Source organism: Clostridium sp. Marseille-P3244 (assembly GCF_900120155.1).
In the GTDB taxonomy this organism is placed as follows: Bacteria; Bacillota; Clostridia; order Lachnospirales; family Lachnospiraceae; genus Mediterraneibacter.
The window spans coordinates 26,057-52,657 of sequence record NZ_LT635548.1 but is presented as its reverse complement, the minus strand read 5'-3'; the positions used below and the strand labels follow the sequence as shown (position 1 = coordinate 52,657).

20 protein-coding genes, 2 tRNA genes and 1 other annotated feature (1 of these 23 running past the window's edge) are annotated in these 26,601 nt (G+C 47.6%); of the genes, 16 read left to right on the top strand and 6 right to left on the bottom strand.

The window, feature by feature from the left end:
* Window positions 1-166 (top strand) — a binding site (T-box leader) (it extends 77 nt beyond the left edge of the window).
* A 100-nt stretch (window positions 167-266) separates the two neighbouring features.
* From pheS to BQ7367_RS00170, 8 genes are all read left to right on the top strand, one after another.
* Window positions 267-1,286, top strand: a complete 1,020-nt coding sequence (gene pheS / locus BQ7367_RS00205; protein WP_072523632.1) for a phenylalanine--tRNA ligase subunit alpha — start codon at window positions 267-269, stop codon at window positions 1,284-1,286.
* Between the two features lie 36 nt (window positions 1,287-1,322).
* A complete protein-coding gene (pheT, locus tag BQ7367_RS00200; RefSeq protein ID WP_072523879.1) occupies window positions 1,323-3,743 on the top strand; it encodes a phenylalanine--tRNA ligase subunit beta in 2,421 nt (806 codons plus the stop codon).
* 96 nt (window positions 3,744-3,839) lie between these two features.
* Window positions 3,840-4,865, top strand: coding sequence for a tRNA preQ1(34) S-adenosylmethionine ribosyltransferase-isomerase QueA (gene queA / locus BQ7367_RS00195; RefSeq protein ID WP_072523631.1), 1,026 nt, complete (start codon window positions 3,840-3,842; stop codon window positions 4,863-4,865).
* Window positions 4,866-5,045: 180 nt separating this feature from the next.
* Window positions 5,046-6,596 (top strand): DUF1538 domain-containing protein, encoded by a 1,551-nt coding sequence (locus BQ7367_RS00190; protein ID WP_072523630.1) that lies wholly within the window; start codon window positions 5,046-5,048, stop codon window positions 6,594-6,596.
* Window positions 6,597-6,611: 15 nt separating this feature from the next.
* Window positions 6,612-7,292, top strand: coding sequence for a P-II family nitrogen regulator (locus BQ7367_RS00185; protein ID WP_072523629.1), 681 nt, complete (start codon window positions 6,612-6,614; stop codon window positions 7,290-7,292).
* Window positions 7,293-7,360: 68 nt separating this feature from the next.
* Window positions 7,361-8,164 (top strand): C39 family peptidase, encoded by an 804-nt coding sequence (locus BQ7367_RS00180; protein WP_083588828.1) that lies wholly within the window; start codon window positions 7,361-7,363, stop codon window positions 8,162-8,164.
* Window positions 8,165-8,229: 65 nt separating this feature from the next.
* Window positions 8,230-9,333: a glycosyl hydrolase family 18 protein gene (locus BQ7367_RS00175; RefSeq protein WP_442855326.1), complete on the top strand. Its 1,104-nt coding sequence runs from the start codon at window positions 8,230-8,232 to the stop codon at window positions 9,331-9,333.
* Window positions 9,334-9,419: 86 nt separating this feature from the next.
* Window positions 9,420-10,559, top strand: a complete 1,140-nt coding sequence (locus BQ7367_RS00170) for a cobalt-precorrin 5A hydrolase (protein WP_072523627.1) — start codon at window positions 9,420-9,422, stop codon at window positions 10,557-10,559.
* A 113-nt stretch (window positions 10,560-10,672) separates the two neighbouring features.
* Here the strand turns inward: BQ7367_RS00170 and BQ7367_RS00165 are convergent, their stop codons facing one another.
* From BQ7367_RS00165 to BQ7367_RS00155, 3 genes are all read right to left on the bottom strand, one after another.
* Window positions 10,673-11,938 carry a Glu/Leu/Phe/Val family dehydrogenase gene (locus tag BQ7367_RS00165; protein ID WP_072523626.1) on the bottom strand — a complete coding sequence of 422 codons (1,266 nt, stop codon included), beginning with the start codon at window positions 11,936-11,938 and terminating at the stop codon, window positions 10,673-10,675.
* A 204-nt stretch (window positions 11,939-12,142) separates the two neighbouring features.
* A complete protein-coding gene (eno, locus tag BQ7367_RS00160; RefSeq protein ID WP_072523625.1) occupies window positions 12,143-13,417 on the bottom strand; it encodes a phosphopyruvate hydratase in 1,275 nt (424 codons plus the stop codon).
* Between the two features lie 4 nt (window positions 13,418-13,421).
* Window positions 13,422-14,825: a glycerate kinase type-2 family protein gene (locus BQ7367_RS00155; protein ID WP_072523624.1), complete on the bottom strand. Its 1,404-nt coding sequence runs from the start codon at window positions 14,823-14,825 to the stop codon at window positions 13,422-13,424.
* Between the two features lie 325 nt (window positions 14,826-15,150).
* On the opposite strand from BQ7367_RS00155, the gene BQ7367_RS00150 reads away from it, so the two are divergent.
* The 6 genes from BQ7367_RS00150 to BQ7367_RS00125 are packed head-to-tail and all read left to right on the top strand — an operon-like array spanning window position 15,151 to window position 22,898.
* Complete coding sequence (locus tag BQ7367_RS00150; protein ID WP_072523623.1) at window positions 15,151-16,272, top strand: tyramine oxidase subunit B; 1,122 nt, start codon at window positions 15,151-15,153, stop codon at window positions 16,270-16,272.
* 20 nt (window positions 16,273-16,292) lie between these two features.
* Window positions 16,293-17,519 carry an NAD-dependent dihydropyrimidine dehydrogenase subunit PreA gene (gene preA, locus BQ7367_RS00145; RefSeq protein ID WP_072523622.1) on the top strand — a complete coding sequence of 409 codons (1,227 nt, stop codon included), beginning with the start codon at window positions 16,293-16,295 and terminating at the stop codon, window positions 17,517-17,519.
* A gap of 41 nt (window positions 17,520-17,560) precedes the next feature.
* Entirely contained in the window at window positions 17,561-18,907 is a 1,347-nt protein-coding gene (locus BQ7367_RS00140) for a cytosine permease (protein WP_072523621.1), read from the top strand.
* Window positions 18,908-18,931: 24 nt separating this feature from the next.
* Window positions 18,932-20,275 carry an amidohydrolase family protein gene (locus tag BQ7367_RS00135; RefSeq protein ID WP_072523620.1) on the top strand — a complete coding sequence of 448 codons (1,344 nt, stop codon included), beginning with the start codon at window positions 18,932-18,934 and terminating at the stop codon, window positions 20,273-20,275.
* 16 nt (window positions 20,276-20,291) lie between these two features.
* Window positions 20,292-21,665 carry a dihydropyrimidinase gene (gene hydA, locus BQ7367_RS00130; protein ID WP_072523619.1) on the top strand — a complete coding sequence of 458 codons (1,374 nt, stop codon included), beginning with the start codon at window positions 20,292-20,294 and terminating at the stop codon, window positions 21,663-21,665.
* A gap of 12 nt (window positions 21,666-21,677) precedes the next feature.
* Window positions 21,678-22,898 carry a M20 family metallopeptidase gene (locus BQ7367_RS00125; RefSeq protein ID WP_072523618.1) on the top strand — a complete coding sequence of 407 codons (1,221 nt, stop codon included), beginning with the start codon at window positions 21,678-21,680 and terminating at the stop codon, window positions 22,896-22,898.
* 61 nt (window positions 22,899-22,959) lie between these two features.
* On the opposite strand, the gene BQ7367_RS00120 is transcribed toward BQ7367_RS00125, so the two are convergent.
* Window positions 22,960-23,805, bottom strand: coding sequence for a MurR/RpiR family transcriptional regulator (locus BQ7367_RS00120; RefSeq protein WP_072523617.1), 846 nt, complete (start codon window positions 23,803-23,805; stop codon window positions 22,960-22,962).
* A gap of 155 nt (window positions 23,806-23,960) precedes the next feature.
* Between BQ7367_RS00120 and BQ7367_RS00115 the strand changes: the two genes are divergently transcribed.
* Together BQ7367_RS00115 and BQ7367_RS00110 are read left to right on the top strand one after the other, a co-directional pair.
* A complete protein-coding gene (locus tag BQ7367_RS00115; protein WP_072523616.1) occupies window positions 23,961-24,662 on the top strand; it encodes a GntR family transcriptional regulator in 702 nt (233 codons plus the stop codon).
* A 91-nt stretch (window positions 24,663-24,753) separates the two neighbouring features.
* Window positions 24,754-24,826: transfer RNA gene (locus tag BQ7367_RS00110), tRNA-Thr, on the top strand.
* A 272-nt stretch (window positions 24,827-25,098) separates the two neighbouring features.
* Here BQ7367_RS00110 and BQ7367_RS14380 read toward each other — a convergent pair.
* On the bottom strand, window positions 25,099-25,656 hold the full coding sequence (locus BQ7367_RS14380; RefSeq protein WP_159431597.1) for a zinc ribbon domain-containing protein: 558 nt from the start codon (window positions 25,654-25,656) through the stop codon (window positions 25,099-25,101).
* A 724-nt stretch (window positions 25,657-26,380) separates the two neighbouring features.
* Window positions 26,381-26,453 (bottom strand) — tRNA-Ala (locus BQ7367_RS00100).
* Between the last annotated feature and the right edge of the window lie 148 nt (window positions 26,454-26,601).

Here is a 26,601-nt window from a genome sequence, read left to right as displayed (position 1 = left end):
GTTCAGATGGTGATCGAATTTCCCACGGAAGCCGCGCTTCTGAAATCGGATCGGGCAGAGAAGGCAGTAGGAGGCGCCGTAGGCTGTACGTTACACAGACCGGAGTGCCCGCATCTGGCATGCGGGAATCAGGGTGGTACCGCGGGTATATGACCCCGTCCCTTTTGGGACGGGGTTTTTCTATTATGGGAAATGGTTATACGGGAATATTGCAGAAAATTTTATTGTGCCCGAAAGGCATGGACCGGGAAAGGAGTAAGTAAAAGATGAAAGAAAAACTGGAACAGATCAAGGCGGAGGCGATCGCGCAGATACAGGCTGCAGACATTCCGGAAAAGTTAAATGACGTGCGGGTCAGATTCCTTGGCAAGAAAGGGGAGCTGACAGCTGTACTGAAGGGAATGAAAGATGTGGCGCCGGAAGACAGGCCCAAGGTTGGGCAGATGGTGAATGATGCCAGAGCTTCCATCGAAGCGCTTCTGGAGGAATCCAGGACAAAAATGGAGCGGGCGATCCGGGAAAAGAAGATGCAGGAAGAAGTGATCGACGTCACCCTTCCGTCCAGAAAAAATATTATCGGACACCGTCACCCGAATACGATCGCGCTGGAAGAAGTGGAGCGTATTTTCATCGGTATGGGATATGAGGTCGTGGAAGGTCCGGAAGTAGAGTATGATGAGTACAATTTCGAGAAGCTGAATATCCCGGCTGACCATCCGGCCAAGGATGAGCAGGATACATTTTACATCAACAAGGATATCGTGCTCCGGACCCAGACTTCTCCTGTGCAGGCACGTGTGATGGAACAGGGAAAGCTGCCGATCCGGATGATCGCCCCGGGAAGAGTGTTCCGTTCGGATGAAGTGGACGCGACTCACTCCCCTTCTTTCCATCAGATCGAGGGACTGGTCATCGACAAGAACATTTCTTTTGCGGATCTGAAGGGCACCCTGGAAGTATTCGCGAAAGAACTGTTCGGACCGGAGACAAAGACGAAATTCCGTCCCCATCATTTCCCGTTCACGGAGCCCAGCGCGGAAGTGGATGTCAGCTGTTTCAAATGCGGAGGAAAAGGATGCCGTTTCTGCAAGGGGTCCGGCTGGATCGAGATTCTGGGATGCGGCATGGTACATCCCCATGTACTTGAAATGTGCGGGATCGATCCAGAGGAATACGGCGGATTCGCGTTTGGGGTCGGTCTGGAACGTATCGCTCTCCTGAAATATGAGATCGACGACATGAGGCTTCTGTATGAGAATGACATCAGGTTCTTAAAGCAGTTTTAATATTTGGAAGAACAGAGGAAGGAAAGGGTTGAAAAGATGAATACTTCATTATCTTGGATAAAAGCATATGTTCCGGGGCTTGATGTGACCGCGCAGGAATACACGGACGCGATGACACTCTCGGGAACGAAGGTGGAAGGATATGAAAAACTGGACAGGGATCTGGACAAGATCGTGATCGGCCAGATCGAGAAGATCGAGAAGCATCCGGACGCGGATAAGCTGATCATCTGCCAGGTAAATATCGGGACGGAGACGATTCAGATTGTTACAGGAGCTCCTAATGTGAAAGAGGGAGACAAGGTGCCGGTGGTTCTGGACGGCGGCCGTGTGGCGGGCGGACATGAGCCGGGCCAGAAGGTCGAGGGCGGCATCAAGATCAAGAAAGGAAAGCTCCGCGGCGTGGAAAGCTGCGGAATGATGTGTTCCATCGAAGAGCTTGGCTCCACAAAAGATATGTATCCGGAAGCGCCGGAATACGGGATTTATATTTTCCCGGAAGACGCCAAAGTGGGAGCCAGCGCCATAGAGGCTCTGGGACTGAATGACACCGTGTTTGAGTATGAGATCACATCCAACCGTGTGGACTGCTTCAGCGTGATCGGCATCGCGAGAGAGGCTGCCGCTACATTCCGAAAGGAATTTAAGCCTCCGGTAGTGACGCCTGTGGGAAATGAAGAAGACGTAAATGACTATGTCAGAGTGACAGTGGAAAATACAGATCTCTGCCCCCGGTACTGCGCAAGGGTCGTGAAGAACGTCAAGATCGGACCCTCTCCGGAGTGGATGCAGAGAAGGCTTGCTTCCGTGGGAATCCGGCCGATCAACAACCTGGTGGATATTACAAACTATGTAATGGAAGAGTACGGACAGCCTATGCACGCTTATGACCTGGATACCATCGCGGACCGGCATATCGTTGTGAAGACGGCAAAGAACGGAGAAAAGTTTGTCACTCTGGACGGCCAGGAGCGGACAATGGATGAGAACGTGCTCATGATCTGCGACGGGGAGAAGGCGATCGGCATTGCCGGGATCATGGGAGGAGAAAATTCCATGATCACAGATGACGTAAAGACAATGCTCTTCGAGGCGGCCTGCTTTGACGGGGTAAATATCCGGAAATCAAGCAAACGTGTGGGCTTAAGGACAGAGGCTTCCGCGAAGTTTGAAAAAGGACTGGATCCCAACAATGCCCAGGCGGCGATCGACCGGGCCTGCCAGCTGGTAGAAGAGCTGGGCGCCGGCGAGGTCGTGGGCGGCATTGTGGATATTTACGGCAAGAAGAAAGAGCCGGTGAGGGTGCCTTTTGACGCAGATCAGATCAATGCGCTTCTCGGGACAGCGATCCCGGAGGAAGAGATGCTGGGGTACTTCAAGATGCTTGATCTGGAGTATGATCCGGCAGCCAGGGAAGTGATCGTGCCGACCTTCCGGCAGGATCTGTTCCGCCTTGCGGATCTTGCGGAGGAAGTGGCAAGATTTTACGGCTATGACAATATTCCCACAACACTGCCGTCCGGTGAGTCCACCACGGGAAAACTGTCATTTAAGCTGCGCATCGAACAGGTGGCAAGGGACATTGCGGAGTTCTGCGGGTTCAGTCAGGGGATGACTTATTCCTTTGAGAGCCCGAAAGTGTTTGACAGGCTGCTGATCCCGGCGGATTCCTCTCTGCGCAGGACGGTGGAGATTATGAATCCTCTTGGTGAAGACTACAGCATCATGCGTACTACGTCATTGAATGGGATGCTCACCTCTCTGGCGACGAACTATAACAGGAGAAATAAAGATGTGCGTCTGTATGAGCTGGGGAATATTTATCTTCCGAAGGCGCTTCCGCTAACAGAGCTTCCGGAAGAAAGGATGCAGTTTACCCTTGGAATGTACGGAGAAGGCGATTTCTTTACCATGAAGGGTGTGGTGGAAGAATTCTTTGAGAAGATCGGAATGAAAGGCCGGGAGAAATATGACCCTGAGGCCGGCCGGTCCTATCTCCATCCAGGACGCCAGGCCAACATTATTTATGACGGAAAAGTCATGGGATATCTGGGCGAAGTACATCCGGAAGTGGCGGATACTTACGGGATCGGGGAGCGCGCTTACATTGCGGTGATCGACATGCCGGAAGTCCTGCCCTATGCCACATTTGACAGAAAGTATACAGGGATCGCAAAATACCCATCAGTCACAAGAGATATCAGTATGGTAGTGCCGAAAGAGATTCTGGTAGGACAGATCGAGGAAGTTATTGAAAAGAAAGGCGGGGCTCACCTGGAGAGTTTCCGGCTGTTCGATCTGTACGAAGGATCCCAGATCAAAAAAGGATTCAAGTCTGTGGCGTACTCGATTGTATTCCGGGCAAAGGACAGAACGCTGGAAGACGCGGATGTTACCGCTGCCATGGAAAAGATATTGAAAGGACTGGAAGGACTTGGAATAGAGTTGAGGCAGTAATTGTGAAAAAAGTGTGAACGGGGTCAGGCCCCTTTTAAAAGGGGCCTGACCCCGTTTGACGGAGCTGCCAGAATATTCAGAAAAAAGGAGAATACAGTGAAGACTAGTGATTTTTATTATGAGCTGCCCCAGGAACTGATCGCCCAGGATCCGCTGGAGGACCGTTCTTCTTCGCGGCTTCTTGTTCTGGACAAGGAGACGGGAGAGGTGGAGCACCACGTATTCCGGGAGATTATCGATTATCTGCATCCGGGAGACTGTCTTGTCATCAATGACACGAAGGTGATCCCGGCGCGGCTGATCGGAGTGAAGGAAGACACCGGGGCAAAGATCGAAGTGCTTCTCTTAAAGCGGGGCGCGGATGATGTGTGGGAGACACTGGTAAAACCCGGGCGGAAAGCCAGGCCGGGAGCCAGGATCAGCTTCGGGGACGGACTGCTGATCGGGGAGGTAGTGGATGTAGTAGACGAGGGGAATCGTCTGATCCGTTTTGAGTATGAGGGAATCTTTGAGGAGATACTGGACCAGCTGGGACAGATGCCTCTGCCGCCCTATATCACTCATCAGCTGAAGGACAAGGACAGATATAATACAGTATACGCAGAGCATCCCGGCTCTGCGGCGGCGCCTACAGCAGGACTGCATTTTACGCCGGAGCTTTTGGGAGAAATTAAGAAAAAAGGTGTGGATATCGCGCATGTAACACTCCATGTAGGGCTGGGGACATTCCGGCCGGTGAAGGTGGATGATGTAGAGAACCATCATATGCATTCGGAGTTTTATATGATCGATGAGGAGGCCGCAGAGAAGATCAACCGGGCAGGAGCCGGGGGCGGCCGTGTGATCTGCGTGGGCACCACCAGCTGCCGTACGGTGGAATCTGCGGCGGATGAGAACGGGAAACTGAAGGCCTGCAGCGGCTGGACGGACATTTTTATCTATCCGGGGTACAGGTTCAAGGTGCTGGACGCCCTGATCACCAATTTTCATCTGCCCGAATCTACGCTGATCATGCTGGTGTCCGCACTGGCGGGCAGGGAGCATATACTGGCGGCGTATGAGGAAGCGGTGAGAGAGAGATACCGGTTCTTCAGCTTTGGTGACGCCATGTTTATACATTGAGTACGGAAACTGACGACAAAGTGTTTTGCCGTCAGTTTCTTTTATCGTCAATTTCTTTTATTTGCCCGCTTTTATCTGATATGTTATAATAAATCATATTATTGTCACAAAATATACCGCTTGGAAAGAAGCCCTGTTTTTGATAAAGCAGGATAATGAGGACTTGAAAGGAGTGGATGAATGAAGACAGGACGGCTTCTGGCGGCAGGTCTACTTGAAAAATTGAAAGAATCTTTGATTTCTGTACTTCCCACGATTATTCTTGTACTGGCGCTTTCGTTTACTGTCGCGCCCATCTCATCGAGCATACTTCTGTGCTTTCTGATGGGAGGAGCGCTTCTTATTCTGGGAATGATGTTTTTTACTCTGGGGGCGGAGCTTGCCATGACTCCCATGGGAGAAAGGGTTGGCACATGCATCACCCGGAGCAAACGTTTGTGGATGATCATTGCGCTGGCATTCTTTTTGGGATTTATCATTACAATCTCTGAACCTGATCTGCAGGTGCTGGCCCGGCAGGTGGCGTCTGTGCCGGACTCCGTATTGATCCTGGCAGTGGCCTGTGGAGTCGGATTTTTCCTTGTGGTGGCATTTCTGCGCATGTTGTTCAGTATTTCTCTGCCTAAAATGCTCTCTGTTTTTTACCTTTTGGTCTTTGTGCTGGCCTTTTTCGCGCCGGACAGCTTTCAGAGCGTGGCGTTTGATTCCGGAGGAGTCACAACCGGGCCCATGACAGTTCCTTTTATTATGGCACTGGGTGTGGGTCTTGCGGCCGTGCGTAATGACCGTCATGCGGTGGAAGACAGTTTTGGTCTGGTTGCTCTGTGTTCGATCGGCCCGATCCTGGCAATCCTGATCCTGAGCCTGATCTATCGCCCTGACGGTGGAAATTATGCGGCGTCACTGACCATACCGGAGATCAGAGATTCCGTGGAACTGTGGGAGCTGTTTGCCCATGGGATCCCGGAATATATGTCGGAGATTGCGCTGTCTCTCCTTCCGATCATCCTGTTTTTCGCTGTGTTTCAGATACTGGTACTGAAACTGCCCAAAAGACAACTTTTAAAGATTCTGGCGGGTCTGGTCTACACTTATATAGGACTGGTCCTGTTCCTGACCGGCGTGAATGTGGGATTTCTGCCGGCAGGGAATTATCTTGGAAATGTGATGGGATCTTCTTCCTATCCATGGCTGCTGGTGCCGGTTGCCATGATACTCGGATTTTTTATCGTAAGAGCGGAGCCGGCGGTCTATGTACTGAACAAACAGGTGGAGGAGATTACAGACGGAGCCATATCTGAGAAATCTATGGGAATGGCTTTGTCAGCAGGTGTTGCCTTCTCACTGGGTATCGCAATGATCCGTGTCTTGACCGGTATCTCCATTATGTGGTTTATAATTCCGGGATATGCCATAGCGATCGGAATCTCTTTCTTTGTGCCGAAGATATATACAGCTATCGCATTTGACTCCGGAGGAGTCGCTTCCGGTCCTATGACTGCCGCATTTCTGCTTCCTCTGGCACAGGGAGCCTGTGCCGCGGTGGGCGGGAATATGGTGACAGATGCGTTCGGGGTAGTGGCGATGGTAGCTATGACCCCGCTGATTACGATCCAGCTCATGGGGATTTATGCAAAAGTAAAGTCAAGGATCACCGCCGGAAGGGAAAAGGTTTCGGATGCCTCGTATGGTCTGGAACTCCTGGGGGACGATGAGATCATTGAGTTATAAAAGAAAGGGAGTTGTATGAGCGAGTTATTCTGGATGACAGCTATTATTGACAGACACCGCATGAAAGAATTTGAAAAATTTTATGAGAAGAACGGTGTAATGGTAAATCTGATCACCTTAGGAAAAGGAACTGCAGGGACAGAGATTTTAAGTTATTTTGGTCTGGAGGAGACAGAAAAATCTGTGATCATGTCTGTTGTGACAGACGAGACATGGAAAAAGATCAAGAGCGGACTTCAAAAGGAAATGCAGATAGATATACCTGGAACCGGGATCGCCGTGATCATCCCGGTAAGCAGCATGGGAGGGAAAAAGCAGCTTCGCTTTTTTATCCGGGCCCAGCATTTCGAGAGAGGAGAGGAGACGGTATTGAAGAATACAAAATATGAACTTCTGGTGGTTACAGCCAACCAGGGTTATACGGAACAGGTTATGGAAGCGGCCAGAAAAGCCGGCGCCGGAGGAGGAACTATGCTGCATGCAAAGGGAACGGGAATGGAAGGTGCCCAGCATTTTCTGGGAGTGACACTTGCTGCAGAGAAAGAAGTGATCATGATCGTGGTGAAAAAAGAACAAAAAAATACGATCATGAAGGCAATTATGGAGGATGCGGGACTGCAGTCCCGGGCAAAGGCCATCGTATTCTCTGTCCCGGTTACGGATACTGCCGGAATGAGGCTTACGGAAGAAGAATAGGGCTGCCGGTATAAGCAGCATACGGTCCGCATATTGTAGTTATAATGAGAAAAGGGGAGCTCCTTTTTATGAAAGGATGTGTTTCTTCCTGTCTGCTGCTGGCAGCCCTCCTGTATTTCGCGGGCGGCCTGTTTCAGGTCCTTGGAAGGGAAACTTCTTCTATGGTGGGAATATTCGGAAATATGTCTGCACAGAGACCAGTGACTCGGACAGAAGAGCCTGGGGACAGCATTGGGGAAGAGAGAAAAGAAACCATTCCGGATGAAGCATTTCTTGCAGATTTTGCTGTTATCCTGCAGATGCCTCAACTGCCCACGGGATGTGAGATTACAGCGTTGACAATGATACTGGGCTATTATGGATATGTTGTGGACAAAACGGTTATGGCATCTGACTACCTGCCGGTCCTTCCGGCTGAATTCTATCAGGGGACAGACGGAAAGCTGTATGGTCCTGATATGGAGGACCATTTTGTCGGAGATCCGGCTTCCTCCGGATACGTATGCGGGCCGGGGGCCATTGTCGCGGCGGGGAACCGGTACCTTGCAGAACAGGGAAGCCGGATGCGGGTGGAAGATATGACAGGAGCGTCTCCGGAAACACTTTACCGGCTGGTGGCCCGGGGAATTCCGGTGCTGGTCTGGGTGACCATTGGAATGAAGGAACGGCGTGAAGTACAAGGATGGTATACAGAGGACGGACGTTATATGGAATGGAGCAGCAACGACCATGGAGCCGTGCTCATTGGCTACAGTGAAGATACGGTTACAGTGGCGGATCCGATCCTGGGACTTCGGGTATACAGCAGAAGCATGTTTGAGCGTGTATTCGCATCCCGGGAAAACCAGTGTGTGATACTTAGAAATATGTGATTTCTTCGGCATAAACCTCCATGCGGGAGCATAGGATTCTGCACGGAGGTGATTTTTTGATCTATGTGGTCGATCAGGGAGATACGCTGGAAATGATTTCCGGACAGACGGGTGTCCCTGTATGGAAGATCGTTTATGATAATCAACTTCAGGACAGAGACAGCCTGGTGCCCGGGCAGGCGCTTCTGATCCTCGGAGAGGGTGAGACGGGGAAACTGGCAGGGGCCATGACAGTGGGCGGGTATGCCTATCCGTTTGTAGAACCGGAACTGCTTAAGCAGTCCTTTCCGGCTCTTAGAGAACTTCTTGTCTTTTCGTACGGATTTACATTTGAAGGCGCTCTGATCCCACCGCCCCAGGATGATCTGTGGATGATCGAAACAGCCTGGGAGCAGGGGGCGCAGCCTCTGATGGTCCTGACTCCGTTTTCCGGAGGAGCTTTTAATAATCAACTGATAAAAGTCCTGGTGGAAAATGAAGAGATCCAGGCCAGGCTGATTGAAGAAATGCTTCAGACAGTCAGTGACCGGGGATATGCAGGGGTAGATATAGATTTTGAGTACATTCTTCCGGAAAACAGGCAGCAGTTTGTGGACTTTGTCGGGAAAGTGCGTAAGAGAATGAACGAAAACGGATATAAGGTATCTGTGGCAGTGGCTCCCAAGGTGTCGGACGGACAAAAAGGACTCCTTGTAGAGGGGCTGGACTATGCGCTGATCGGAGAAAATGCCGACTTCGTGTTCCTGATGACATATGAATGGGGATATACTTATGGCCCTCCTATGGCAGTGGCCCCTCTTGATAAAGTGCGTCAGGTGGTAGAATACGCAGTTACAAAAATACCGCAGGAGAAACTGATCATGGGCGTGCCGAACTATGGATACGACTGGCCGCTTCCCTATGAGAGGGGAATCACAAGAGCCCGAACGGTCGGAAATGTGGAGGCAGTGGAGATCGCGGCGGCCAATGGCGCTTCCATCGAGTACGCGCAGGTGGCACAGAGCCCATGGTTTACATACCGCATCGCCGGAATCGAACATGTCGTGTGGTTTGAAGATGTCAGGAGTATTGAGGCGAAATGGAATCTGGCCCGTGAATACAGTCTTTCGGGAGTGTGGTACTGGAATCTGATGCGGCCATTCCGGGCCAACTGGCTGCTGCTGGAATAGCCAGAACTTCTGCTTTTAGAATATCAGGACGGGATATACAGGTATGGAAATATGGAGTATAATCAATACCTGTAAAGGAGACACAAATGGACAGAAGAGAAACATCTGAGATTATCATTTTCAGTTTTACAAGAGAGGGAACATATCTGAATAGAAAATGGTGCGGGCAGCTTGTCGGGAACGGGAAGTCCTGCAGCGGATATGCTCCGTCAAAATATGTGGGAAAAGACGGAACACACAATAATTCAGATGGGACGGAAAGGCAGCCGGCAGACGGAGATTCCGTGAGGATCAGCGCCCTGCCGGAGGATCTGAAGAAAATGATCGGGGATCACTGGGGCAGATCAAGTTTTGTATTCATCGGAGCGGCCGGCATAGCTGTCAGGTCCATTGCACCGTATGTGAAGGACAAGTTTACAGATTCTCCGGTTCTTGTGGCAGATGAAAGAGGTCAGTACATTATCCCGATCCTTTCCGGCCATATAGGAGGCGGAGTGGAACTTGCCGATGAGATCGCGCTGCTGACCGGCGCCCTGCCGATCCATACTACGGCGACAGATGTCAGAAGAAAATTTGCCGTCGATGTGTTCGCAAAGAAAAACAGCCTGCGCCTTTTAGACAGAGCTGCGGCGAAGGAAATATCCGCAGCGGTGCTGGAAGGGGAACGTATTGCTTTCTGGCCGGAGTATGAAGGATGCAGGATTAGCGGAGAAATTCCCGAAGAACTTATACTGTGCCGCAGCAGACAGGAGACAGAACAGTACCGGTACCGTATCATCGTAATGGACAGATACTCTTGCGAGTATAAGGCAGAGATGGCGGGAACGCTTATCCTGCGGCCGGAGAATATAATCGTCGGGATCGGCTGCAGGCGGGGGATCAGAGCGGAACTGTTGGAACAGGGACTGGCAGATATCCTGGCAGAACACGGACTGGTGCCCGAGCAGATAGAGGCCGTTGCCAGCATTGATCTGAAAAGAGAGGAACCTGCTGTTCTGGCTCTGACAGAGAAATATAAGATCCCGTTTTTTACTTATCCGGCAGAGGAACTGCGGAAGATACAAAATGTTACGCAGCGATCTGACTTTGTCCAACAGACGACGGGAGTGGACAATGTCTGTGAAAGAGCGGCTCTCAGGTGCTGCCCGGAAGGAATCCTGATCCAGGGGAAATGTACCAGAGATTCCATGACAGCCGCGCTGGTGAGGCGGCCGGTGGAATTTTAAAAGAGAACAGGGTATGGGACAGCGGCTGTTTTTTATCGGCAGGCGTTCCATACCCTGTATATTAGTTGTATTGTTTTCGGAAGTGTATAAATCACGGATGGCAATCAGGGGTGTCAGGGCCAGATACCGCGGAGATTTTTTGCTTCTACAACACGTTTTACTGCTATTAAGTAGGCGCCGGTGCGCAGAGTCGTCTTGTTTTCAGCGGAAATATTCCATACAGACTCGAAGGCCTGATCCATAATATATTTCAGCTGTTCATTTACATGTTCTTCACTCCAGCTTACGGACTGGATATTCTGTACCCATTCAAAGTATGAGACAACAACGCCTCCCGCATTTGCAAGAATATCAGGAACTACAGTGATCTTTCGTCTTTTCAGTATCTCATCTGCCTCAACGGATGTAGGCCCGTTAGCCCCTTCCACGATAATTTGCGCATGAATGTTTTCAGCATTTTCAGCATTGATCTGATTTTCCAGCGCAGCCGGTATAAGCAGTGTTGTTTTCATCTGAAGCATTTCTGCATTGGAAATATGGACTATATTTTCTCTATTATAATCCTTTAATAGTTTTTCTTTTCCAGAACGTACATAATCAGTGATGGCAGGGATGTCAAGCCCGTCAGGTGAATAAATACCTCCGGAAACATCGCTGACGGCGATGACTTTTACACCCGCTCTGTAAAGGAGAGAGGCAGTTACACTGCCTACATTTCCCATTCCCTGTACGATGGCAGTCGTATCGGAAATAGAAATATCCATGGCTTTTAAGGTATTTAAAGCAGTGATCACAACGCCTCGCCCTGTAGCTTCCTGGCGCCCCACTGCTCCGCCAAGCTGAAGCGGTTTCCCGGTTACTACTCCGGGAATACAATGACCCTTTAACATACTGTATGTATCCATGATCCAGCCCATTACATTCGCATTTGTACCGACATCCGGGGCCGGAATATCCTGATCCGGGCCAATAACAGGAGCGATCATGGCCGTGAAGCGTCGGGTGAGGCGGCGGATCTCTCCTTCTGACAGTTTGGAAGGATCGCATACGACACCGCCTTTTCCGCCGCCATAGGGAATGTTTACGACAGCACATTTAAACGTCATCCATGCCGCAAGAGCCTTTACTTCGTCAATTGTTACATCCTGGTGATACCGGATACCGCCTTTGGCCGGGCCCCGGGAAGTGGAATGCTGTACCCGAAATCCTTCAAACACCCGCATACTGCCATCATCCATCCTTACAGGAATTGAAACTTTCAGTTCACGTTCCGGATAAATAATAGGGTCATAATCACTTTTTGAATAACCAAGGATTGATGCGGCAGCAGTAATAGTTGTTATAACATTGTCAAAAGGATTATATTTCTCAGTCTTCATAATGCTTTTCCTTTCTTTTAATAATATTAGAGTAGATTGATCGGAATATAAATATGCAATATGCAATATATTGCAAAAGTGAAAAAAATAAATATACTGAGGAATGAGCCTCATAAAATGCAACCGGCAGAATTGTTGAAACGGATTCAGAAGACCGCACGGCTGCATTCACAAATGAAGCTGTCATAAATGCATCGGCCAATATTAAAATTTTAGCAAAGGCGTAATATCAGATAATCGGCATCCCGGTGTCAGGTCGCAGGTCCTCATCAGAAAATTCAATTTATCAATACGTTCCCCCGACCTGGGAGCCCCGTTTTTGATAAAGCCTACCTGAAGACCGACTGCAAAGTCCATGACAACATCGCCGATCACACCGCCTGCTCTTCCGGAAGGAATCGCGAATAGCCCGTGTTCTTTTGCAAATGCGTATGTGTCCATGGCTTCGCTGATCGTTCCGATCTGATTCGGCTTCAGTATGAATCCGTCCAGGGCATTGATCTCATAAGCTTTTTTCAGTCTGCCCTGATTTGTTGCGATAAGGTCGTCTCCGATGATGTTGGTCCTGGTGATCTCCCGATGTGCCTTTGCATAGGCGTCCCAGTCCTCTTCATCCAGAAGATCTTCAATGAAAACAAAAGGAAATTTCTCAGTCAGATATTTGGCATAGAGGATCAGTTCATCGGCAGACACTCTTTTTCCTTTTAAAAGATAGGTATTTGACTCTTTGTCATACATTTCACTGGAAGCACAGTCAAGAGCAAAACCAAATTTCCCTGTATAACCGCATATGTCGATGGCTTCGGCGATCAGTTCCAGGTTTATTTCCGGGTCATCGGACGGAGAGACATAGCCGTAGGATGGAGCGACTTCCGGTTTATAGCCCAGATATTTTTCAATCGTTTTCTCCAGCTGCTGGAATGTGTTGACACCCATTTCGACGGCCTCATAGATGTCTGAGGCGCCATACGGCATAATAATAAATTCATTAAAGGGCTGGATGAAATTGTCATATCTGCCCCCGTTTATAACATTGAAACTCGGCACGGGCACCGTCTGTATTTTGTTTTTAGCAATGTACTGATACAATGGCTCCCGGAACGATTCGGCAGCGGCTCTCAGCACCGCGATAGACGTAGAGTAGATCGCATTTCCGCCAAGGACATGTTTGTTTTGTGTGCCGTCCAGGTTTATCATAATCTGGTCGATCTTCTGCTGCTCAGAGACATCTATGCCGCATAATTCCGGCGCGATCAGTGTGTTAACATTATCTACGGCTTTATGTACGCTCATGCCATGATATTCATCAGGATCATTATCGCGAAGAACCAGAGACTCAAACATTCCGACTGATGAACCGGTGGGCGCACAGCCTCTTCCAAGAAATCCTTCATCAGTGATTACATCTACCTCTACCATCGGTCTGCACTTACAGTCCAGGATCTGGCGGGCATGGATGGATTTGATTTTTGAACTCATTGTGTTAGTCCTCTACTTTCGGAATATATAATACGTTGAAATCACAGAGATTCGTTCCGGTGTTCCCGGTAAATACAGTATCCCCGATCTCTTCCAGAGCTTCGTAGCTTGCATGGCCGCGCAGCGCTCCGTGTACATCCACGCCTTTCTGTACTGCCCGGCTGTAGCTGGAGGAATCGCAGATGCCCCCTGCCGCCGGAGTGGTTCCGTCTGTTCCCTCAGAATCAATAGACAGCATGCAGGCACCCTTTGTCTTGGATGCAAGAATAGAAAAGCTTAAAACAAGTTCCTGCCCGGGCCCGCCATGTCCGGTGATCAGGCGGTTGTCCAGAATCTGTGTTGTAGTTTCACCAGAACTCAGGATAACGCAGGGCGGCTGGATCGGATTGCCATAGGCCTGCACCTCTCTTGCGACAGAGGCGAAAAAGGAGCCGGCATCTTTGCTTTCCCCCTCCAAAAAGGAGGTGAGGATCATTGCGGGAATCCCCATGTCTTCCGCGATCTGTTTTGCATAAATGCAGGAGTCGGGGAGCGTGTTGAGAAGATAATAAGTATTATCCGGAAAAGCTTTGGGCGTTTCCCATTCCGGCCCCGCATTCATAAGATGGTCTACGACTCTTTTAGGAAGACGGTCCGCAACATTGTAATTGCGGATGACCTTTCTGGCATCCTCCAGAGTGGTCTTGTCAGGCCCCATGGGAGTACTGGCATAATCCTTATAGGGGACCCCGATATCTCCGGTAGCCGGGCTGCCTACTGCGTCGCTGATTCCGAAACCAATGAGTTCAGCGCCGACAGACTGGATCCGTTTCGCGAGCATTCCTCCGTTTAATGCGGAAATATGGCGGCGTATTGCATTGATCTCATAGATACCTGCTCCAGATTTGAGCATAACGTCTGTTGTTTTTATTTCATCTTCTAGAGTGATCCCATCAATAGGACAACTCATGAGGGCAGAACTCCCTCCGCTGATAACAACGATGAAAAGGTCGTCAGGACCGGCCTGGTCGACAAGCTCCAGGATCTTTAGGCAGGCTTCATAACCAGCCTGATTTGGGAGAGGATGACCACCTATATAAACTTCTGTTTTTTGAAAATGGTCGGATTCTTCCAAGATTTTGACAATCGCAATTCCTCTTGTCAGTTTTTCCCCAAGAATCTCATCTACGGCCTTGGCCATATGATTGCAGGCCTTTCCGGCGCCAAGAAGATAGACATGTCTCTTTTTTGAGAGATCCCAGGATTTTGAACCAATATGTAATATATTGCCATCAACGCGCATAATGCTTTTGATCCGGTGATAGGCATCCAATTGTTGAAGGGTTTTTTCAGTGATATCCAGGACGATTTTTCGGGACTCTGAATCGCCATGCGCAATAAGGGCATTGTAGTTTTTGATTTTTCTCATGGATAAATCCCTCTTCTTTAATTAATAGTATTAAATAAGACTAAATACACTAAAAATAAGACAAAAATGTATTGAAATATACTTTTATATTAGTGCGATATATTAAATCTGTCAATGATTTCGGCAAATAAAAATGAAAATAGTGAAATAATTACAAAAAATTGAAATGAATATTGTGAAAATAAACAAATTATATTCTTAAAATGGCAAAAAATATTGACATATGCGATATATTATAATACTATTAATGTATTAAATAAGACATTAAGAACTAAAAAGGACAAATTACAATTGAAACTTAAATAATTGTGAAAGGAGAATTGAGATGACCCATAAAACAGAGTTTCTATATTTATCGGAACAAGATACGATAAAAGCAGGAGTTCTTAATGCAGAAAAATGTATTGACAATGCCCAGGAAGTTTTTACCTTGCTGAGCAAGGGAGATTACTTGATGGGAGGGAGCAACCATAACAGTCATGGACTTGGACTGGTTTTCCCAAAAGAGAGTCCTTTTCCAAATATGCCTGTAGCCGGTCCGGACAGAAGGTTTGTGGCTATGCCTGCATATCTGGGAGGAAGATTTGATGTATGTGGGAATAAGTGGTATGGATCGAATGCGGAAAATCCAAAGAAAGGACTGCCAAGATCAGTGCTTACAGTTACGTTAAATGATAAGGATACGGGAGAACCGCTGGCATTTATGTCTGCGAATCTGCTGAGCGCAGCCAGGACAGGAGCAGTTCCGGGAGTAGCTGCCAGACATCTGGCGAGAAAAGATTCAGAAGTGATCACTGTGCTGGGGTGCGGGCAGATCAACCGTTCCTGTCTCCGTTCTATCGTGACTCAGCTGCCCAACGTAAAAAAGATAATCTGCTACGATATTTTTAAGGAGGCGTCGGAAAGATTTCTGACATGGGAAAAGGGAGAACTGGGGATTGAAGGCGAGGTTGTCCTTGACCTGGAGAGCGCAGTGAAGGAAGCAGATGTGATCACGGTTGCCGCATCAAGGCTGAAACCGCTGTATGTGAAAGACGAGTGGATGAAAGAAGGAGTTACCGTGCTTATCACAGGTCCTATGCAGACGGATGATTCTTTCTGGATGGATACTACTCTGATCTACGACAATGTAAGGCTTCATGAGGCCTATGTGCAGGAAGCAGTTGAATCAGGGGATAAAGCGGCTTATTACAAAGGGGTGATAGGAGGCCCCGTCTATACATTGATCGATGCCGGGAAAATGCCTGCTCTTAAAGATTCAACCAGTATCGGAGAAGTTATCATGGGTGAAAAGCAGGGGAGAAAAGATGAAAAGGACAGAGTCACGTTTATCGCCTGCGGAATGGCGACCTTTGATGTGGGGCTGGGATACGATCTGTATCAGACAGCACTGAAAGAAGGGATTGGGACGAAGTTGACTTTATGGGACGATCCGTATCAGAAATAGGGAAAAGGAGGATGATCAGTATGGATTACACAAGATCGTCAAGACTGGAAACAAAATTCTGCGGAAAAACTTTGATCAATCCGTTTTTGATTTCCGCCTCTCCGTCTTCAGACAGTCGGAGCAAGGTTGAACGGGCTTTTCAGGCAGGATGGGCAGGGGTCGTATTTAAAACAACAGCACTTCCCGAATATGCACCGGTCCTGGCAGAGCCGAATATGGCCGGGATTGACTTCCAGAACAAGAAGCAGATGGGGTTTCTCAATACAGATCTTATTTCGGAGAGAGATGTGTATGAAATTGCGGAAGACATCAGGTATTTTAAGAAAAAGTATCCTGACCGCATTTTAATGGGAAGCATTATGGCTGCGGAAAAGGAACACTGGGAAAAACTTGTGGAAGTGATGGAAGACGCCGGCGCGGACATGATCGAACTGAGTATGTCATGCCCACAGGGAGAACAGAGCATTGCCGGAGATGCCGAATATGTCACCCAGCGGATCCCGGCTTCTGACCCGGAACTGATGTACAGTACAACAAAAACAATAAAAAATGCAGTAAAACATGGAACTCCGGTGATCGTGAAAATGACACCCAATGTGACGGACATAGCAGCGCTCGCAAAAGCCGCGGAAAATGCAGGAGCGGACGGTCTCTGCGCTATTGACACACTTAGAGGTTTTATCGGGGTGGATATCAATACCGGTCTGCCAAAACTGAATACGGCCGGGCTTGCTACCTGGGGAGGGTTGTCGGGGCCGATCCTGAAGCCGGTGGCTTTGGCTGCCATCACCAAAATCCTGTCTGTTTGTCCAGATCTGCCTATCGCAGGTGTCGGGGGGATCACTACCTGGGAAGACGCGGCAGAATTCCTACTGCTGGGTGCATCGGCTTTGGAAGTGTGTACAGCGATTTCTATGTATGGGCTGAATATGGTAAAGAAGCTGTGCGAAAATCTGGACAGATACATGGAAGAGAAAGATTATTCCAGTATAGAGTCCATGAGAGGTGCTTCCCTGAAATATATTGTAGAACACAGCGCTCTCAGCCGGGAACTTCATGTGAAATGCCGGATCGATGAGAATAAGTGTATCAAGTGCGGAAAATGTGCAGTCTGCTGCAATGATTTTGGATTTGAGGCTCTGCATCAGAAGGAACCGTCAACAATTCCTGTCCTTGATACAGAAAAATGCCGTGGCTGCGGGGCCTGCTCATCGGTATGCCCGGCCGGTGCTGTTACATATTGTTGATCTTAAGTGATATTAAGGTGAGTGAGAAGAGGAGAAAAACAATGAAGAAAAATGAAGTCAATACGAAAGCAGAAGTAGTAGAAAGTGATTATGCTGTAACGAATGTTCCTCTTGACAAACGTAAAGCAAGCATTCCAATCTTTGTCGTGCTCCTGGGATTTTGTTTCCTCAGTATAACGATGGAGACAGGGGCAAGCATTGCCCATGCGTTTGCCTGGAATGATCTGATCCTCATACTGGTGGCAGGGAGCGGAGTTCTGGCTCTTTATACCGGACTGATGACAGCGTTGGGGGCACGCACCGGACTGAGCACCGTGGTGCTGGCCAGATTTGCACTTGGAAGCTGGGGAGCAAAATGGGCGGATCTGATCCTGGGAGCGACACAGGTTTTCTGGTTTGCTGTACAGACCGCATATTTTGTTGAGTTGTTTATCCAGGGTCTGGGACTTTCCGAGAGTCTGTACGTTCCTCTGGCGATCGCGTTTTCTCTGGTTATGGGATTTACGGTTCTGAAAGGAAACAGGGGATTAGAGATTATTTCGTATATTGCTTTGATCCCGTTCGTTTATCTGGTATTTGCGGTGCCGACAATGGCTGTCTCAGCGGCAGGAGGATTCTCCGAACTGATGCAGATTGTTCCGGATGGAGTAGGAGAAATGACGATGATCAGCGCGATCACATCTGTAATCGGAACATTCTGTTCCGGCGGTACAAACTGCACCAACTGGACAAGGTACGCAAAATCGCCGTTAAAAGGTTTCTTTATCGGATTCGCCGCATTCTTCATTGGAACTGTTATTATGGTTGGAACAGGTATGCTGGGAGGACTGGCATTTAATGCTATAGACATGATTACAGTGTTCTTTGAACTTGGAATTGTCGGCATGGCGATCGTCGTTCTGATTTTGAACATCTGGACGACAAACGCGTCCACGGCATATGCATACGGAATGGCCGGCGCAGAGCTGTTTAATGATGAAAATAAGTCAAAATATGTATTTTGGGGTACAATTCTGGCTACGATTCTGACAGCTGTAAACGTGTATGGATATTTTATCCCGTTCCTTACGTTCCTTGGAGTATTTATCCCGCCGCTTGGCGCCATTGTTCTTGCAGATCATGCCTATAACTGGTGGAGAAAATTCCCCAAAATGGAATATGTTACTTTTAAGAAGATCAATATTCCGAATCTGATCGCGTACATCCTGGCATCAGTATGTGCCTATATTTCCAACGTTACGGCATTTTTCATCCCGGCGCTTGTCGGTATGATCGCGGCATTTATATTCTGCTTTATCTGTAATAAAATTTACGAAAGCGCCACAGGAAAGCATGGAAGGCCTGACTATGCGGAAAACGCAGAATTCCTTTATAACACGGAAAAATAGTATGACGGATGTCAGGAGGCAGAGATGATAAAATATTATATAAATGCTCAGATACTGACATTTGACGCTGATAATTATTATATCGGCAGCGGATATGTCAAAGTGGAAGGAAATAAGATCGCTGAGACAGGAACGATGGACGATTATCAGCTTCTGATCCCGGAACCGGGGTCAGAAGCTGAAGATGTAAAAAATAAAATCATCATGCCCGGGATGACATGCACACACAGCCATTTTTACGGACAGCTGATCAGAGGGATGTCCGTCGGGCGCCGTCTGAGAAACTGGCAGCAGGTACTGCAGGATTTGTGGTGGAATGTGGATCGCTCGCTGGATGAGGATATGGTCTACGCAGGTGCAGTAATGGGTCTGGCTGAAGGAGTAAAATGTGGAGTCACCACATTTATCGATCATCATGCTTCTCCGGGATGCTGTCCGGGCAGTCTCGATATTCTTGAACAGGCAGTAAAAGAGATCGGAGCAAGGGCAGTGCTGGCCTATGAGACCTCGGACAGAAACGGAGAGGAGTCCTGCAGACAGGGCCTGGAAGAAAATGTGAGGTTTATCGAAAAGTGTGCGGGAAGGGACGATACAGATACAGTCCGGGGAATGTTCGGGCTCCACGCTTTGTATTCTCTTTCGGAAAAAACGCTGCGGCAGGCGGCGGAAATGGAGAACAAGTATGATGTCGGTTTTCACATCCACTGCGCGGAAGATAAGGCGGATGTGGTCTGCTCCTATAAAAAGTATGACAGGCATGTTGTGGAAATGCTGGAAGAAACGGGGATACTGAAAGAAAAAACGATCCTTGCTCATTTTGTTCATACCGGACCGGAAGAATGGAAGCTGGTATCGCAGGCGGGAGCAACGGTGGCCCATAATCCTCAGTCTAACGCAAGCAACAGCGTGGGTATCTGCCCGGCAGAGGAAATGCTGAGAAATGGCGTACATGTTGCTCTGGGCGGCGACGGGTTTTACTATAATCTGTTCGAGGAACTTAAAATTGCCGTTTTGTTGCAGAAGCTGAGGCTGGGAAGCCCTGAAGGAATGACGGCAGATCATATTATAAAACTGGCGTTCGATAATCCCGGGCGGGTAGTGGAGCATGCGTTCCAGATTCAAACGGGGAAGATAAAGAAAGGGTATCAGGCAGATTTTATTATGGTGTCATATGACGCTCCGACTCCGCTGCATGCCGGAAATTTTATCGGACATATAACAGATGCTTTTACGGGGCACGTAACGGATACTGTCATAAACGGGGAGCGGGTCGTAAAAGACGGAACAGTCCTTCATCTGCCGGATAACGCGTGGGAAATGTGCCGGAAACAGGCAGAAAGACTGGAAAAAAAGTTTGCTGAAATGTAAGAGTGGAGGTACAGTTATGGATCTGATCATCAGGAACGGGACTATATTTAATGCCTATGATACGAAGAAGGCAGATATAGGGATCTCGGATGGGAAAATTGTACAGATAGGCAGTGATCTGGGCAGCGCGGATGAGATCATTGATGCGGATGGAATGTATATACTGCCCGGCGGAGTAGAGCCCCACGCACATTTTTCGGTGCCGTTTTATGGAACTGTCTCCTGCGATGATTATACCAGTGGGACCAGAGCAGCTGCATTTGGCGGAACAACGACAGTGATCGATTTTGCCACACAGGAAAAGGGACATGGCCTGATCGAAACAAGTGAGAGCAGGAAAAAGATGGCAGAGGGCAGGACCTATATTGACTATAGTTTCCATATGATCGTGACAGATTATTCAGAACGGATCCTGTATGAGATTCCTTTGCTTGTACGGGAAGGAATCCCCAGCATCAAGGCTTATATGGTCTATAAAAAAGAAGGGCTCATGATGAATGACGCCCAAATATTCAAACTCCTGCAGGCGGTGAAAAGCTGCGGGGCAGTCCTGAGCGTACATGCGGAGAATCCGGATATCATTGATCTGCTGACCGATGAATTCCTTGCGGCCGGCGAGACAGACGCCTGGCATCACTATCTCAGCCGTCCCGAGTTTGTGGCGTCTGAGGCTACAAAGCGGGTCATCCACTGGGCAAAAGAAGTAAAAGCTCCGCTGTATATCGTGCATGTAAGCGATAAGGAAAGCATGGAGGCGATCATTCAGGCCAAAAGGGAAGGGTATGAGATCTATGCCGAGACATGCCCGCATTACCTTGAGTTTACATCAGATGTCTATAAGCGCCCGGACGGAAGAAGGTTTATCTGCAGTCCGCCGATGAAGGGACAGGAGAGTATGGACGCGCTGTGGGAAGCAGTAAAAGACGGTATGATCTCTACGATCGGATCAGATCATTGTCCGTTCCTTGCAAAGGAGAAGGATATGGCAGTGCCCTTTCCCATGACTCCGAATGGGTGCATGGGGATCGAGACCAGATATCCTTATATACTGAGTGAGGCTTTGAAGGGAAGGATATCCGTTAACCGTGCGGTTGAACTGTGTTCTGCGGGTCCAGCCAGTATATTCGGATGCAGGAAGAAAGGAAGCATAGAAACCGGAAAAGATGCGGATGTCGTTATTTTTGATCCCCGGGATGCACATATCTTGTCCGGGGAGGACAACCATTCTGCTGTTGATTACAGCATATGGGATGGGTATGAATGTCATGGGAGAATTCGGGAGACTATATGCCGGGGCAAAAGCATCGTGAAGGATTCTCAGCTTGTCGGCAAAATCGGATGGGGAGAATTTATCCCTCGTTCAAGACAGGCAAATAATGATAAAAGTTAATCGGAGGTTAAGATGTTGACAGACAGAGACGTAATTATCAGAGCAGCGGAGGAACTTTATGACCCGATGGTCAGTTTCGCTCAGGAGCTGATCCGGCGGAGGAGTGATACAGGGCATGAAAAAGAGACGGCGGATGCGATTTATAAAGAGATGCGGAAGCTGCAGTTCGACGTGGTGGATCGTGACAGAACCGGAAATATCATCGGAATCTTAAAGGGAGACGGCACGGCAGATGCCCTGATGTTTAACTGCCATATGGATCAGGTGGATCCGGGAGACCTTTCTGCGTGGGAATATAATCCATTCGGAGGGGAAATTGCAGAGGGATATATCCACGGGCGCGGAGCCAGTGACACAAAAGGCACGATAGCGACGCAGATTTATACAGCAGCTTTGTTGAAGAAACTGGGCGTCAGGCTGAAAAGAGATCTGATTTTTACATTTGTAGTGGAAGAGGAGCCGGGCGATATGTGGGGCGCAGTCCGTATGTACAATGATTATCTGAAAGATATGAGGATCGCATTCTGCATATCCGGGGAATCTACCGGGCTGGATATTGCTCTGGGACACCGGGGAAAACTGGAAGTACAGGTGATCTCAAAGGGAAAGAACAGTCATTCCAGTGCGCCATGGCTGGGGATCAATGCAGTCTCAAAAATGGCTCCCATGATACAGGAGATCGACGCCATGGGCCGGAATATGCCGGAGGATGATTTTTTCAAAGGGTCTTTGTCAATCATCAATATTGAATGCCATCCCGGATTTAACTGTGTAGTACCGGATACGTGTACAGTGAATATCGATTATCGTTTTACTGTTTTTGAGACGGTGGACTCTATTCTGGCAAGGTTCCGTGCGGCAGCGGACAAATTAGAAAAGCTGGACCCGGAGGCGCATTATGACATACAGGTGCGCCGGCTGGAGCATACCAGTTATACAGGCGTGAAAGAATCGGCAGAACTGAATAAACCCAGCTTTGTCACAGATGTCAGAAACGAATATGTACAGCAGACAATGCAGGCATTAAAGAGTGTTGGGCAGGATCCAAAAACATATTACTGGGATTATGGAACAGATGCGGCGTATTTTGCCGCAGTTTGCAGGATCCCTTCTATCGGATATTCCCCGGCAGAGGAACAGTACTGCCATACATCCAGAGACCGGATCAATATTGAGCTTATGAAAGAGGCGCTGACGGGATATGCAGCGATCTGTATGCAGATTGCTGCCTGAAATCAGGATCTTCGGAAATAAAAACGGGAAGCTCTTTTTTACAGACGGCTTCCCGTTTTTGTTATAATCCCAGATAGAATCCCTGATTTAAGATTGATTCTGTCCGTTCCAGCACGCGCTGTGATTCGCTGTAATTCTTCTGCGCTATGGCAGCGACCAGATAATTGGACAGAGCCAGAGGAGCAGAATAAGAATTCTTGTAAGAAACACTGGAAATAGAACAGGGAAGGATATGATCGCCATACCCCTGCACTGCGCTGTAATTCTGGCTGGTGAACAGGATGATCTTTACCCCTTCATTTTTCAGCCATGAAAGAATCGTGGTGCTGAGCTTGGAATATCGGGGAAAAAGATAGGCAATGCAGACATCCCCGGGTTTCGCGCTTACAATTTCCTCCGGATAAAGCATGCCCACAGTCTGGATCAGGTGGATGTTTTCCCGGATCTCACTCAGGCGGGATGCCATGTAATAGGAGATGGAGAAGGAACTCCGCATTCCCAGAACATATACATTTGGAGCGTCAGAAACAGAATCGATGACTGCCTGAAGGGTGTCATTATCCTGGACTTCCATAGTATGCCGGATATTATTGATATCATTCTGAAAAGATGCCGCCAGCAAAGTGTCTGTCGGATAATCATTCTGATGGGATAAGCGCTCCGGCAGTCCGACTTTTGTCTGAATATTGCTCTGAATATCTTTCTGCATTTCTGTATATCCTGCGTAGCCCAATGTTCTGGAAAAGCGGATGATAGTTGTTGTACTCACCCCAATCCTTTCTGCGAGCTCTTCCAGAGTGCAGAACGCGATGGCATTCAGATTTTCCGTCAGATAATCGGCAACAATTTTCTGAGAGCGAGTAAAAGTATTGTAATTATTGTTTAGATCCTGTATGAAATTAGACATACCATATCCTCTGTTTAAAAATGTTATATGTAAAATATTAACACCTGCGAAGAAAGGTGTCAACGAACGAAAGCGGGATGAACTTTGAATAAAAAAATCTGGATTGTACAGGAAAATTCTGTTATTATTTATAAAAGAAAGAAGGGAGCCAATTTATGCCATTACCAAAGCAGGCTTTAGCTTTTGAAAGAACATCTGCAAAGCAGCGGGTCTATGAAACTGTAAAGGACTGGATTATTGAAGGTCAGTTTAAACCCGGGGAAAAAGTATCAGATATTGAGATCGCAGAATATTTTAATATAAGCAGGACGCCGGTGCGGGAAGCTCTTCAGTTACTGGAATCGCAGAAACTTGTAAAATCTTTTCCGGGCAAAGCCACGATCGTAACAGATCTTGTGACAGACAATATCGAGAAATGGTATCAGCCTATGGCAATGCTGCAGCAGCTGGCGATCACGCTTGCGGTAGACAAGATTACTCCGGCAGATTTAAGCAGGCTTAAACGGCTGAGTGACCTGTTTAAAGAGCGCGCAAAAACACAGGAGAATCCAATGCCGATACTGAAGGCAGACAAAGAATTCCACAGCTGTATTCTGGAGGCAGCCGGAAACGAGTATATCGAGGATTTCTGCGACGTACTCTGGATCCATATCCAGAGACTGGAATATGGGCATTTCCGTGACAATTCAATGGAAGAATCCGTGGAAGACCATGAAAATATTATTCAGGCACTGGAAAGAAAGGACGGATATGCCGCCTCTGTATTGATGAAGGAACATTGGGACAGGACAGCTCTGCTGATCCGTGAGTTGAATAAGGAGAATACAGGTAAGGAAGCAGGGAAATTTCAAGACTGAAAAGAGAATGGACCGAAAAGGTAAAAAAGAGTTGAAATTTCTTCGGAAAGGCGATATAATAGTCAAGGTTCGCCGGAAAGGTGGACAAAATGCCGGAATAGCTCAGTCGGTAGAGCACTTCACTCGTAATGAAGGGGTCGTCAGTTCAAGTCTGATTTCCGGCTTTTCTGTTTAAAAGTGCAGTCCCAGTGATTTCAGGGGCTGCACTTTTTGTTCATGTAATTATTGCTTAAAATTATATTGGATAGCACGTTTCTGAGACATTTCACTGTTTGAGCCTGACTATTTTATCCGCAGGTTTTTTTATGTTTTCCTCACGTGTTTCTACTTATTATCTATAATATAAATGTTACTACTGGAAGTATAGTTATAAAGATTGTCAATAATACATATACGATCGCTCCGATCAGAGCTCCTTTTCCTGCTGATTTGGATTTTAAAGGGTATTGTTTTTCCATACCAGCCAGAGAATCAATCCTGCAACGGGAAAGAAGAACCCCAATACTGCCATACCAATGGAAGGGGTATCTTGGCTGTTCATATGTTGATACGAATATTGAGGTTGCCATGATTGATCCGATATACTGCATGGACTGCCGCAGACACTACAGAATTTTGCTTCCGGAGACAAATCTGCTCCACAATTTGTGCAGGATATTTTTTTCGGCATAGCATCATCTTTTGCTGTGCTATTAAAACAAGTATTGTCTGACTGCTGTATCGGGGAAGTGGCATCAAATGACGTTCGCAGCCCGGTATAAACTAGTTTTTGTCTTTTGTAAGGATACATAATCCAGTGAGCAAGCAAAAAGAACATAGGAATCCTGAAACATACACTTAAAACAGACAGGAAACCAATTGTATTATAGTCAGACGTTAATATGAACATAACAGTAAAAAGGCATAAGGTACTAAAAGAGCCAGGAACAAACCACAATTTTTTAAATAATTTGATTCTTCTGTTGGCTTTTCCGAAGACTGCAAATCCTGCCATCAGAGTAGTCACTAAATAGCACAGAGTGGGGATTAAGTCATTCAAAAAGTAAATAATCTGCACAGAGGCAGATGTCATGCGCCAGACAGTAAAATTGGTATAACAGTAGAATGTGTTTACCAAAAAAAGGATACTCAATGACAGAACCAGCAGCGTATCTCTCCTTTTAATGAATAGTACTATGCATAAAAAAGTTATGGGAAATATGTTCAAAAATATATTTATCCAAATTACAGTAATTGAAACTCCAATAGATAAATATATGGGTGCATATAAAAACCAGTTTATCACCGAGAGTAATGTCAAAATCGCCGTAAAGATTGCCGCTATAGGAAACTTGATTTTCATATAAGATTTTTTAGTTTGTGTGTCCACTTTAATCCCCTCCTCTTTATGTATTTAATAAGTTTACTTCCTCCATTGGCGTTTATGCGGATAGCTCAGATAAGAATGGAAAAAGGTGCAGGAATATATAGAACTGTTTGCGGGTAAGCCGGTAAAAAGAAGCAAAAAAAGAGCCCCTAAGGACTCGACTCATCAGGAAAATGATATTGCAACTGGCGGACCGATTCGATGAGTCTTTAAACTCCAGTGCTGATAATCAGCCCTTATAGGGCGAAAACAAGGAACCAGCGAAGCTGGGAGTCTTGACTTCACTTTATTTCAAAACTTAACTTGCTGATTCATATTTTCAGGTCAAATACTTTGAGTAAGGTACTTTTAGTGGAGCATACGGGACTTGAACCCGTGGCCTCCACACTGCCAGTGTGGCGCGCTCCCAACTGCGCTAATGCCCCATACGGGGAGTATATCACAAATGGAAGAGTCATGTAAAGGAAAGAAATAAAATAATACAAAAATTTGCAGGAGTTCAATAGCAAGATGATAACGCATGTATTGAAATCCGGTAAACAATACTCCCAATGCAGTGAAGAGCCCATAGAC